9 protein-coding genes are annotated in these 12,544 nt (G+C 48.3%); 6 read left to right on the top strand and 3 right to left on the bottom strand.

Features of this window, described 5'->3' with window-relative positions; genetic code table 11:
- Positions 1-404 precede the first annotated feature (404 nt).
- From gndA to GWI56_RS19410, 3 genes are all read right to left on the bottom strand, one after another.
- The gene (gene gndA, locus GWI56_RS19400; RefSeq protein WP_198573820.1) at positions 405-1,931 is read right to left on the bottom strand and encodes an NADP-dependent phosphogluconate dehydrogenase; all 1,527 of its coding nucleotides are present in this window, start codon (positions 1,929-1,931) and stop codon (positions 405-407) included.
- A 426-nt stretch (positions 1,932-2,357) separates the two neighbouring features.
- Positions 2,358-2,672 carry a quaternary ammonium compound efflux SMR transporter SugE gene (gene sugE, locus GWI56_RS19405; protein WP_028761104.1) on the bottom strand — a complete coding sequence of 105 codons (315 nt, stop codon included), beginning with the start codon at positions 2,670-2,672 and terminating at the stop codon, positions 2,358-2,360.
- 294 nt (positions 2,673-2,966) lie between these two features.
- Positions 2,967-4,925 (bottom strand): propionyl-CoA synthetase, encoded by a 1,959-nt coding sequence (locus GWI56_RS19410; protein WP_198573821.1) that lies wholly within the window; start codon positions 4,923-4,925, stop codon positions 2,967-2,969.
- A 291-nt stretch (positions 4,926-5,216) separates the two neighbouring features.
- On the opposite strand from GWI56_RS19410, the gene GWI56_RS19415 reads away from it, so the two are divergent.
- From GWI56_RS19415 to GWI56_RS19440, 6 genes are all read left to right on the top strand, one after another.
- Positions 5,217-5,624 carry a MerR family DNA-binding transcriptional regulator gene (locus GWI56_RS19415; RefSeq protein WP_006082318.1) on the top strand — a complete coding sequence of 136 codons (408 nt, stop codon included), beginning with the start codon at positions 5,217-5,219 and terminating at the stop codon, positions 5,622-5,624.
- A gap of 140 nt (positions 5,625-5,764) precedes the next feature.
- Positions 5,765-6,934 carry an isovaleryl-CoA dehydrogenase gene (locus tag GWI56_RS19420; RefSeq protein ID WP_198573822.1) on the top strand — a complete coding sequence of 390 codons (1,170 nt, stop codon included), beginning with the start codon at positions 5,765-5,767 and terminating at the stop codon, positions 6,932-6,934.
- Positions 6,935-7,050: 116 nt separating this feature from the next.
- Positions 7,051-8,658 (top strand): carboxyl transferase domain-containing protein, encoded by a 1,608-nt coding sequence (locus tag GWI56_RS19425; protein ID WP_105252050.1) that lies wholly within the window; start codon positions 7,051-7,053, stop codon positions 8,656-8,658.
- Between the two features lie 43 nt (positions 8,659-8,701).
- Complete coding sequence (locus GWI56_RS19430; RefSeq protein WP_198573823.1) at positions 8,702-9,571, top strand: enoyl-CoA hydratase-related protein; 870 nt, start codon at positions 8,702-8,704, stop codon at positions 9,569-9,571.
- Positions 9,571-11,613, top strand: a complete 2,043-nt coding sequence (locus GWI56_RS19435; RefSeq protein ID WP_198573824.1) for an acetyl/propionyl/methylcrotonyl-CoA carboxylase subunit alpha — start codon at positions 9,571-9,573, stop codon at positions 11,611-11,613. The genes GWI56_RS19430 and GWI56_RS19435 overlap by 1 nt, the downstream gene beginning before the upstream one ends.
- A 1-nt stretch (position 11,614) precedes the next feature.
- Entirely contained in the window at positions 11,615-12,538 is a 924-nt protein-coding gene (locus tag GWI56_RS19440) for a hydroxymethylglutaryl-CoA lyase (protein ID WP_198573825.1), read from the top strand.
- Positions 12,539-12,544 lie beyond the last annotated feature (6 nt).

The following is a 12,544-nucleotide window of genomic DNA, read 5'->3' on the forward strand; positions in this document are numbered from 1 at the left end:
GGTTACACTTTAACAAGAGATAGAAATAACAACATGACGTACCGATTTAAATCTAATAAAATTCTGAATATCTTATAAATACATAACGAATTTAAATATTGAGTAGCAATTCAAACTATAAAAAAACATTAAAGCGCATTGAAATTAAATATTAAAAATGAACCGCTGAAAAACCATATATGCAGAAAATTAAAACCACAGACATGATCTTACTAACTATTAAATCTAATTAAGAATTTAACTCTAGGGATAAGGTCCGTCGCGAAAAAATAATAAAAAAGTCATAACTATTATCTTTGGAGATAATGAGTTAATTTTCAGTTCAAATCGATGTAGATCGGGCATAAAAAAACCCTCAATTATGAGGGCTTTTTTATAATATTACGTACGAATTTTCACATTCACTAAACCTTAGCCAAGGTGCGCTCTTTGACACTCCAATCTAAGTGATATTTCTCGCCAGCAGGGGTATCGATACGCTCAAAGGTATGGGAACCGAAAAAGTCACGCTGACCTTGGAGCAAGTTTGCTGGTAATGTTTCGCAGCGGTAACTGTCGTAATACGCCAGAGCCGAGCTAATACACGGTGCTGGAATGCCTTGCATCACCGCAGTCGCGACTGCGGTACGCCATAGGCCTTGCTTTTCAGACAAGGCAGACGCAAAACTGTCCGCCATCAACAGATTGCTAAGATCAGATTTGTCTTCATAGGCTTGAGTGATTGATTGCAAGAAAGTCGCGCGAATAATACAACCCGCACGCCAAATTTTTGCAATTTCAGCAAAGTCTAACTGCCATTTTTGTTCATGAGCCGTCATCGCCATCAACTGGAAGCCTTGGGCGTAACAACAGACTTTTGCACAATATAACGCGCTTTCAAGGGCTTCAATCAACAGTGCTTTTTGTGCGTCATCGATAACAGGTGCATTTGGCCCAGCCAATTTCTGGCTGAGTTGTAGACGTAAGGATTTTTGGGTACTTACGGCGCGCGCATACACAGCTTCAGCAATCGTCGGCGCGGGACAGCCAATTTGTAAACTGCTCACGGCCGTCCACAAACCCGTGCCTTTTTGGCCCGCTTTATCTAAGATCATTTCCACCAGCGGTTTACCCGTTAATGGATCGGCTTGTTTTAAGACTTCGGCACTGATCCCCATCAAATAGCTGTTTAAACTACCTTTGTTCCAGCGTTCAAACACATCGCCCACTTCTGCAGCGCTCATGCCTAAACCGTCATGCAGCATTTGATAGGCTTCGCAAATCAACTGCATGTCAGCGTATTCAATACCGTTATGCACCATCTTCACATAATGGCCAGCACCCGCGGGGCCAATATAAGTCGTGCATGGCTCGCCTTCTGTCACGGGATTACCCGGCTCAAAGCGTTCGATAGGTAGCCCAGTTTTGGCATCAACCTTAGCGGCAATCGCTTTCCAAATAGGTGCCACGTGATGCCATGCATCGATATCGCCGCTTGGCATAAGTGAGGGTCCAAAACGCGCACCGACTTCGCCGCCCGAAACTGCAGAGCTGAAAAATACAAACTGACCTTTGTAGCGCGCTTCACGCTCAACAGTGTCAGTCCATAGGCTGTTACCAGTGTCGATAACAATATCGTCGGACTCAATTCCTGCAGAAATCAAGGCACTACAGACACCATCGACGGGGGCACCAGCAGGAACAGAAAGCACAAGAATACGGGGTTTTGTGAGACTGGCTAACATTTCGGTAAGATTAGCACAGCCAAGAATGCGAGATTCGAGTCCAGCACGTTCCTGTTTTTCTTGCTGTATAACACCATTAACTTTAACAGGATCGAGGTCAAACGCGCTGACGTGATATTGGTTATCTGCGATGTTTAGCGCAAGGTTTTTACCCATAACACCAAGGCCAATTACGCCGATATCATTAAGATTGCTGTGGTTTTGCATTATATTATTCCCACGGGTCACAGAGGTTAGAGCTAACCAATTTTGAGGGGTAATTATACCGATCTTTGTAACTTAATTACCAGAGACATACGATTGGCAATTTCGATTGTGCCGAAAGTACCAATCGTTTAGGTCTCATTTTATCTAGGGCGTGTTGACGTTTCAGGGTTGTTTTTGCAGCGAGTTGGCTGGCTTTTATGCAAGGCAAAGCCCGTGCAGTGTAGTTATTCTACATAAACGGGCGATAACGCAGCAGAAACGCCAGCCAAACGCTGCCCGAAGGGTTCGTCTGGCAAGCTCTTGCTCTTTGTCACTCGTCATTTGAGTAGAATAACTACACGTCACTCCTCGTTTCGTGATCACGAGCTTGCCAGAGCGAACAAAATTTAATCTCGAAACGTCAACACGCACTAATAGAACCGTCAATTAATGGGCAAGTTTAAGCCCTAAAACACCCAGTAATATCAATATCAAACTGGCAATTTTAAGTAAGCTAACGCCTTCTCCTAAGAGGATAATTCCCGCAATCGCCGTACCCATAGCACCAATGCCGACCCACACGCCGTAAGCCGTACCGATAGGTAGCTGCTTAACCGCGAGTCCTAGTAGCAACACACTCACTGCCATCGACGCTACTGTAAAGATACTTGGCCACAAACGCGTAAAACCGTCGGTATATTTAAGCCCTATAGCCCAACCAATTTCAAATAAACCCGCAAGAACTAATAAGAACCAACTCATAGTGAACTCCCATAAAGGGGTCGTCCCCATGTTAGATTAGGCGTATTTAGGGTCGTCCCTAAGCCATTTGATTACAGTAAAACTGTAGGTGATGATTGTGCGTGATAGCTGTACGTGATGAGCCTGCAAGACTAGCAAATTTGAGGTGAAAATTTCAATCTTTGATTTTGCCGAAATAAGAAATGCCATACGCAAAAAGCGATAGTAAGCTTGGTCAGTTTACTATCGCCTTGATATTTCAACTCTCTATAAGACCTTTACACTCTTTCTATAAAAACCTTTACGATCTATTTCTTACACTAAGGCATCGGCATAACCCATGCGAGTGAGCGCGGTACGCACTAACTCTAAGGTCTGTGGATCTTCTATGGTCGCTGGCGCAGTATATTGCTGATTATCGGCAATTTTTCGCATAGTACCGCGTAAAATTTTACCCGAGCGCGTTTTAGGTAATTTTTGAATCGCACTCACTAACCTAAAGGAAGCGACGGGACCAATTTCTTGGCGTACCAGGGTTATTAACTGTTTATGCAGCTCTTCATCACTGATCGTCACGCCTTTCTTGAGTACCACTAATCCGAGGGGAACTTGGCCCTTAAGCGCATCATCTACCCCAATTACCGCGGCTTCGGCCACATCAGGGTGTTGACATAACACTTCTTCGAAGCGTCCCGTCGATAACCTGTGCCCCGCTACATTTATGATGTCATCGATACGACTCATAATGTAGAGATAGCCGTCTTCATCGGTATAACCCGCATCGCCAGTTAAGTAGTAACCCGGATACATAGACAAGTAACTATCTTGATAGCGTTGATCATTTTGCCACAGTGTCGTTAAGGTTCCCGGCGGTAGAGGCAATTTAATCACTACATTTCCCGAAGTATTGGCCGCAACTTGCTCACCTAATTCGTCCAGTACTTCAACCGCATAACCTGGCACGGGTAGAGCAGGCGATCCCGGCTTAATGGTGACAGGCGCCGTGCCCATCAAATTTGCGGCAACTGGCCAGCCCGTTTCGGTTTGCCACCAGTGATCAATAACAGGTTTAGCGAGTTTAGTGTGTGCCCAAACTAAGGTATCGGGATCGCAACGTTCCCCCGCCAAAAAAACATTTTTAAGACAATTTAAATCAACACCTTGTAGATATTCACCGTCAGGATCTTCACGCTTAATTGCGCGAATGGCCGTCGGTGCCGTAAAAAAGCTTTTGACCTTATATTTGGCAATCGTGCGCCAAAATGCGCCGGGATCTGGCGTTCCCACAGGTTTGCCCTCGTACATTAAGGTGGTTGCGCCCACCAATAGAGGTCCATACACAATGTAAGAATGACCGACAACCCAGCCCACATCGGACGCCGCCCAAAACACATCGCCCGCTTGAATATCGTAAATATGCTGCATCGACCAAGCCAGTGCCACTGCATGACCACCATTATCGCGTACCACACCTTTAGGCTGACCCGTGGTGCCTGAGGTATAAAGCACATACAAGGGATCTGTGGCCTTAAGAGAAACACAATCGGCCTTAGGTGCAGTCGCTAATGCGGCTTGCCAATCTAAGTCACGGCCCTCCTGCAAATCGGCTTGATACTGGCTGCGATTTAAAATCAGGCAATGCTCCACCTGATGAACAGCATGTTCCAATGCTTTGTCTAGTAAAGGCTTATAAGGAATGACGCCCGAAGGCTCAATGCCGCAAGATGCCGACAAGACCAATTTAGGCTTGGCATCGTTAATCCGAGTCGCGAGTTCATTGGCGGCAAAACCACCAAAAACCACCGAATGAATCGCACCTATGCGGGCACAGGCCAGCATAGCGAAGGCGGTTTCCGGCACCATAGGCATATAAATCACCACACGGTCGCCCTTTCCTATACCAATAGATTGCATAAAGCCCGCGAGTCGGCTCACTTGAGCCTGTAACTCCCCGTAGCTAATGCCGTATTCAGTATCAGTAACAGGACTCACATACTGGATAGCCACTTGGTCACCGCGTCCAGCCAACACATGGCGGTCAACGGCGTTATAACAAGTGTTCATCTCACCATCGGCGAACCAGTGATAAAACGGTGCCTGCGATTCATCGAGCACAGTTTGCGCCGGCTTAATCCAATCGAGCGTCTTCGCCGCTTCTCCCCAGAATTCGGCTTTATTAAGCAAGGATGCTTGGTGCAACGCTTGATGTTTTTGTTGGTTCTGTTTTTGATTTGTGGCTTGCGCTACAGATGCATTTTGCTGTTCGGTCAACATATGTCCTCCAATCAGGACTGCGACTCACATCGTCAGCCGCAATAACTACCCCTTCCTGCTTCTATTATTAGCAAGGAGGTCTAAAGCCCACTATTAGACGTTAGCCTATAACCAGAAGATATTTGTGGTTTTATGTGAGAACACTAATTTAAAGCATACGTTTTAATCTCGCTGCACAGGCTGATGGCAATTGGGATTGACACTTTTTTGCCAACAGAATAAAAGCCAAAATCTTTACCTTTACGTAAACTTCATATATCTTGCTTAAAACTGATTATTTAGGGTGCATGAATGAGCGCAACGAACACACCACAAACGACTTACTCGATCAGTGATCTCTCAAAAGAGTTTGATATCACTACTCGTAGTATTCGTTTTTACGAAGACCAAGGTTTGCTTAAACCTAAACGCCGCGGCCAAACCCGTATTTATAGCCTCAAAGACAGGGTGCGTCTCAAGCTCATTCTTCGCGGTAAACGCTTGGGCTTTTCTTTGGCAGAAACCCGTCGTTTGTTCGAATTATACGATGCCGACAAGAGCAGCACCTCACAGCTCAATACCATGCTGGCGCTAGTGGAAGAAAAGAAGTCCGCACTACAACAGCAAATGGACGACATCAAAGTCGTATTAATGGAACTCAATTCCGCCGAGCAGCAGTGCCGTTTAGCCTTAGAAGATAACAAAACGGCAAAAGCCTAAATCCCCGTTAACACAAAATCAAATCAATTTGATGGCGATAACGACTACGGATTTAAGTACAAGATTTAAAAGACTCAAGCACCTAAAAATCATAAAAACTATAACAATCTGAAATTAGAACATCTGAAAGGACACAAGCAATGAACTCTCTCTACACAAGTCTGAATTTTGGCCTAGGCGAAGACGTCGATATGCTGCGCGATGCAGTGCAGGATTTTGCCGCGAATGAAATCGCCCCAATTGCCGCGAAAGTGGATCACGACAATGCCTTTCCCAATGAACTTTGGCCTGTGCTTGGAGGAATGGGACTGCTCGGAGTAACTGTACCCGAAGAGTTCGGTGGCGCGAACATGGGCTACCTAGCCCACGTCGTGGCGATGGAAGAAATCTCCCGCACATCAGCTTCTATCGGCCTAAGTTACGGCGCCCACTCAAACCTGTGTGTCAATCAAATCAACCGTAACGGTAATGCAGCGCAAAAAGCCAAGTACCTGCCAAAACTGGTGAGCGGTGAGCATATTGGCGCGCTGGCCATGAGTGAGCCAAACGCAGGTTCTGACGTGGTTTCGATGAAGCTGCATGCCCGTAAAGAAGGCGACCGATTCATCTTAAACGGCAACAAAATGTGGATCACTAACGGTCCAGATGCACACACCTATGTCATTTACGCGAAAACCGACTTAACCAAAGGCGCACACGGTATTACCGCCTTTATCGTTGAACGTGATTCGAAAGGTTTTAGCCAAGCGCAAAAGCTCGACAAACTCGGCATGCGCGGCTCTAACACCTGCGAACTGGTGTTTGAAGATGTAGAAGTACCAGAAGAAAACATTTTAGGCGGCCTCAATAACGGCGTAAAAGTGCTGATGAGCGGCCTAGATTACGAGCGTGTCGTACTGTCTGGCGGTCCGCTGGGGATCATGAATGCCTGTATGGACATCGTTGTGCCTTACATCCACGAGCGTGAGCAATTTGGCAAATCCATCGGTGAATTCCAACTAGTGCAAGGCAAGTTAGCCGACATGTACACAGGCATGAATGCCGCCAAATCCTATGTCTATAACGTGGCAAAATCCTGCGATCGCGGTGAAACCACCCGTAAAGATGCCGCAGGCGCCATTCTTTATAGCGCAGAACTCGCCACCAAAATGGCACTGGATGCAATTCAACTGCTAGGCGGCAATGGCTATGTCAACGAATACGCCACTGGCCGCTTACTGCGTGATGCCAAGCTGTATGAAATCGGCGCCGGCACCTCAGAAATTCGCCGCATGCTGATTGGCCGCGAACTGTTCAATGAGTCGAAATAACGCGAGTTTAAATAATCTCTCACAAGTGAATGGGTTGCACCTCACTGTAACTTACAGTTTGCGCCACCCATTCGAGCAAGGTGATACCGAGTTTCCGCTTTATAAGGACAATCAAAGTGACGCAATTAAGCAGTCGTATCAACGCCCGTAGCGATGAATTTAAAGCAAAATCAGACGATATGGCCGCCCTAGTGGCCGATCTTAAAACTAAACTCAATAAAATCGAACTCGGCGGCGGCCCTGTGGCGCTAGAGCGCCATTTATCCCGCGGTAAATTGCTGCCACGTCAACGGGTTGAAAAGCTGCTTGATGCAGGCTCGCCCTTTTTAGAGCTATCACAATTTGCGGCGTTTGAAGTTTATGACGAAGAAGTGCCCGCAGCAGGCATTATCGCTGGTATCGGCCGTGTGAGCGGTGTTGAGTGCATGATCATCGCCAACGACGCTACAGTTAAAGGCGGTACTTACTACCCGATTACCGTTAAAAAACACCTACGCGCCCAAGATATTGCCAGCCGTTGTCACTTGCCTTGTATCTATTTAGTCGACTCGGGCGGTGCTAACCTGCCCCGCCAAGATGAAGTCTTCCCCGACCGTGACCATTTCGGCCGCATCTTTTACAATCAAGCGCAAATGTCCGCTAAAGGCATACCGCAAATTGCAGTGGTGATGGGCTTATGTACTGCAGGCGGCGCCTATGTGCCGGCCATGGCGGATGAATCGATTATCGTAAAAGATCAAGGCACTATCTTCTTAGCCGGCCCACCATTAGTCAAAGCGGCCACAGGTGAAGAAGTCAGCGCCGAAGAACTCGGCGGCGCCGAAGTGCACACTAAAATTTCCGGCGTAGCGGATCATTTAGCCCAAAACGATGAGCACGCATTGGAGCTTGCCCGCCGCGCGGTATCACGCCTGAATCATCAAAAAGAAATCAAATCACTCTTAAGTCCTGTCAAACCACCGAAGTTCGACATTAGCGAACTGTACGGCATTGTCGGCACCGACTTGAAAAAGCCCTTTGATGTAAAGGAAGTGATCGCCCGTATCGTCGATGATTCTGATTTTGATGAGTTTAAAGCCAACTATGGCGCAACCTTAGTATGCGGTTTTGCCCGTATTCACGGCTACCCAGTCGGCATTGTCGCCAACAACGGCATTCTGTTCTCTGAGTCGGCGCAAAAAGGCGCGCACTTTATCGAACTGTGCTGCCAGCGCAAAATTCCACTGCTGTTCCTGCAAAATATCACCGGCTTTATGGTGGGTAAAAAGTACGAACACGAAGGTATAGCCAAACACGGCGCTAAGATGGTGACCGCGGTTTCTTGTGCCAATGTACCTAAATTCACTGTGATTATTGGCGGCAGCTACGGCGCGGGTAACTACGGCATGTGTGGCCGTGCGTTCGAACCGACCATGATGTGGATGTGGCCTAACGCCCGTATTTCTGTGATGGGCGGAGAGCAAGCCGCAGGCGTTCTCGCCACAGTGCGTCGCGACGGTTTAGCCCGTAAAGGTGAAGAGTGGTCACTTGAGGATGAAAAAGCCTTTAAAGCGCCGATTGTCGCCCAGTACGATAAAGAAGGTCATCCGTATCATGCCAGCGCCCGTTTATGGGATGACGGCATTATTGACCCAGCGCAAACCCGCGATGTGGTCGGCCTTGCGCTATCGGCGGCATTAAATGCCCCTATCGAAGACACCCGCTTTGGTGTGTTCCGTATGTAAACCATACGTATACACAGCAAATCAATAAGATAGGGAAACAGTTATGACAAATTTACCAATAACGCCACAGGAATTAAGCAACTTGCAGCACGTGAGTTACTCACTCAATAACGGCGTTGCCGAGCTTATTCTTGACCGAGCAGAAGTACACAACGCCTTCGATGAAGTGATGATTAGCGAGATGATTAGCGTCCTTAGCTATTTTGCTGAGCACAAGCAATGCCAAGTGCTGGTACTCAAAGCAAACGGCAAAAACTTCAGCGCCGGCGCCGATCTCAATTGGATGCGCAAACAAGCCAAAATGGACTTTGAGCAAAATCTAAATGATGCCAAAGCCTTAGCAAAACTGATGCAGGATTTAGATACCTTTCCAAAACCCACCATTGCATTAGTGCAAGGCGCAGCCTTTGGCGGCGCACTGGGGCTGATTTGCGCCTGCGATATCGCTATCGCCACGACGCGCGCCAGCTTTTGCTTAAGCGAAGTAAAACTCGGATTAATTCCTGCGGTAATTAGCCCTTACGTTGCCCGCGCTATGGGTAACCGTGCATCGCGCCGCTACATGCTGACCGCCGAGCGTTTTAGTGCAGAAACCGCATTAAAGCTTAACGTCATTCATGAGATCAGCGATGACTTAGACGCCGCCGCAAAGCCTATGATTGACGCGTTGCTAGCCAACAGCCCGCAAGGCATGGCATGGGTAAAAACACTGCTGTCGCATCTTGAAGACGGCGTGATAGACCAAAAAACCATTGATTACACTAGCGAGCGTATCGCCCGCATTCGGGTATCGACCGAGGGCCAAGAAGGCTTAAACGCCTTTTTTGAGAAACGTCAGCCTAACTGGCAACAAGCACACTCAACGCCCTCCAAGCCCATGCAAAAGCCAAGTGATACCCAAGGAGCCCTTTGATGTTGACCAAGCACATGTTTACTAAACTATTAATTGCTAACCGCGGTGAAATCGCCTGTCGCATCATCAAAACGGCCCATGCCATGGGCGTTCGCACCGTTGCCCTATATTCCGATGCCGATAAAGAAGCGCGCCATGTCGCCATGGCCGACGAATCTTTCTATCTAGGCGGCAGTGCGCCGGCAGACTCCTATTTAAAGGGCGATTTGATTATCGATATCGCCAAAAAAGCCGGCGCCCAAGCCATTCACCCTGGGTACGGTTTCTTATCTGAAAACGCCGACTTTGCCCGTAAATGTGAAGCCGCAGGCATCGTCTTTGTTGGCCCAGGTAGCGATGCTATCGATGCCATGGGCAGTAAAAGCGCCGCTAAATCTATTATGACAGCGGCAAACGTGCCCTTAGTGCCCGGTTACCACGGCGATGACCAAACCGATGCGACCTTAAAAGCGGAGGCACTGAAAATCGGCTTCCCTATGCTGATTAAAGCGGCTTATGGCGGCGGCGGTAAAGGCATGCGTATCGTCGAGAATGAAGGCGAAATCATGGAAGCCGTTAACTCGGCGCGCCGTGAAGCGGCCTCTTCTTTTGGTAACGATAAGTTATTGATGGAGCGTTATTTACGCCAGCCGCGCCACGTCGAAGTGCAAGTGTTTGCCGACACCTTTGGCAACGCGATTTATTTATCGGATCGCGATTGTTCGATTCAACGTCGCCACCAAAAAGTGGTCGAAGAAGCGCCAGCGCCAGGGTTAAGCGATGCACTGCGCGCCCAAATGGGTGAAGCAGCCGTCGCGGCAGCCAAAGCCATCGATTATGTTGGCGCGGGGACTGTAGAGTTTCTGCTAGATACAGACAATAGCTTCTATTTTATGGAGATGAACACCCGTCTGCAGGTTGAGCATCCAGTGACTGAGATGGTCACAGGCCAAGATTTAGTGAAATGGCAATTGATGGTCGCCAGTGGTCAGCCACTGCCCCTTAAGCAAGATGAAGTACGTATTCACGGCCACTCCTTTGAAGTGCGTATTTATGCCGAAGATCCACAGAATGAGTTTTTACCCGCCAGCGGTAAGCTCAACTTTTTGCGCGAACCCGAGCAAAGCAAATACGTGCGTATCGATTCGGGCATTCGTGAAAACGATGTGATCAGTAACTTCTACGATCCTATGATTGCCAAGCTTATCGTCTGGGATGAATCGCGCCCACGCGCCCTGCAACGTTTAGTGCATGCGTTAGAGTCGTATCAAATCAGCGGTCTTAAGCACAACATTGAGTTTTTAGCGAACATTGCCGAACACCCAGCGTTTGCCAATGCCGACTTTAGCACTGACTTTATTGGCCGTTATGGCGACACCTTAATTGGCACAGCTTCAAGCGAAGCTGACACTGCCCTTGCCTTTGCCGCGCTGTATCAAGTGCTTGCCCGTAAAGAAGCCGCCAAAGCACAAGCGATCAACAGCGCCGATCCTTACTCGCCTTGGGGTCAAGTCAGCGGCTTTAGACTCAACAGCTGCAGCCAGCACAATATTGCCCTGCTCGATGATGCCCATGAATTGCAGCAGTTAGTGATGCTCGATTTAGGCGGCATGTATCAGCTACCGCTGCACGGACAAGATTGGTTGCTAAATGGCGAGCTGAAACAAGATTTACTGCTCGCAGAAATCAACGGCCATAAGAGTAAAGTGCCCGTTAGTGCCCAAGGTGATGACTTTACGCTGTTTTTATCCTCTGGCAGTTACCACTTTAAAGCAGTGCAAACACTCGTGGTCGAAGAACAAGCCAGCAATGCTGACAAGTTAAAAGCGCCCATGAACGGCACGGTAGTGACCCATTTAGTCGATATCGGCACACAAGTTAAAGCGGGCCAAGGTTTGCTGGTGATGGAAGCCATGAAGATGGAATACACAATCGAAGCCCCCTTTGACGGTATCGTCACTGAGTTCTACTTTAAGGCGGGCGAGCTGGTCACCGATGGCGCAACCTTGCTCAACGTTGAGCCGTTAGAGACAGACGAGCCAACCGCGATCAAGGAAGCCTAAGATGTCGTTAGCCAATCTAAGCCAAGCAGCGAACGCCAAAGACACGGTTAGCATTTTCGAGATGGGCGCACGAGATGGACTTCAAAACGAAGTCACCGTGCCGACGGCAGCTAAAATCGCCTTGATTGAATCGCTGGCAGGTGCGGGGCTTAAGCGCATCGAAGCAGGCAGCTTTGTGTCACCTAAATGGGTGCCACAAATGGCCGATTCTGCCGATGTGCTTAAGCAAATACAGCGTCAAAGCGGCGTGGTGTATAGCGCGCTCACACCCAACGTTAAAGGCTTTGAACTGGCACTGGATGCAAAAGCGAGTGAGGTGGCAATATTTGGCGCCGCCTCACAAAGCTTTAGTCAGCGCAATATCAACTGCTCGATAGATGAGTCGATTGAACGCTTTATCCCTTTGATAGAATTGGCAAAAAAACACAATATTCCGGTGCGCGGCTATGTGTCCTGTGTGCTCGGCTGCCCCTATGAAGGTGAGATAGCGGTCAGTGAAGTGGCCCGTGTGTCTGAAATCCTTTACAAAATGGGCTGCTACGAAATATCGCTTGGCGACACCATAGGTGTAGGCACGCCGCAAAAAGCCCGTAGAATGCTGCAAACTGTGAGTGAACGAGTGCCTATTGAGAAACTGGCGCTACACTTTCACGACACCTATGGCCAAGCATTAGCCAACATTTTGGCCTGCTTAGACTTAGGTGTGCGGGTGTTTGACTCCTCGGTTGCTGGTCTTGGCGGCTGTCCCTATGCCAAAGGCGCATCGGGCAATCTCGCCACCGAAGACTTAGTGTATATGCTGCACGGCATGGGATTCGAAACGGGTATCGATTTACAAAAACTCGCGTTAGCAGGGCAAGCGATCAGCACGCAGTTGAATCGCAACAACGGTTCAAAAGTGGCCACCGCCCTGTTAGCAAAATAGAACAAA

This window comes from Shewanella sp. DW31 (assembly GCF_015767295.1).
In the GTDB taxonomy this organism is placed as follows: Bacteria; Pseudomonadota; Gammaproteobacteria; order Enterobacterales; family Shewanellaceae; genus Shewanella; species Shewanella oncorhynchi.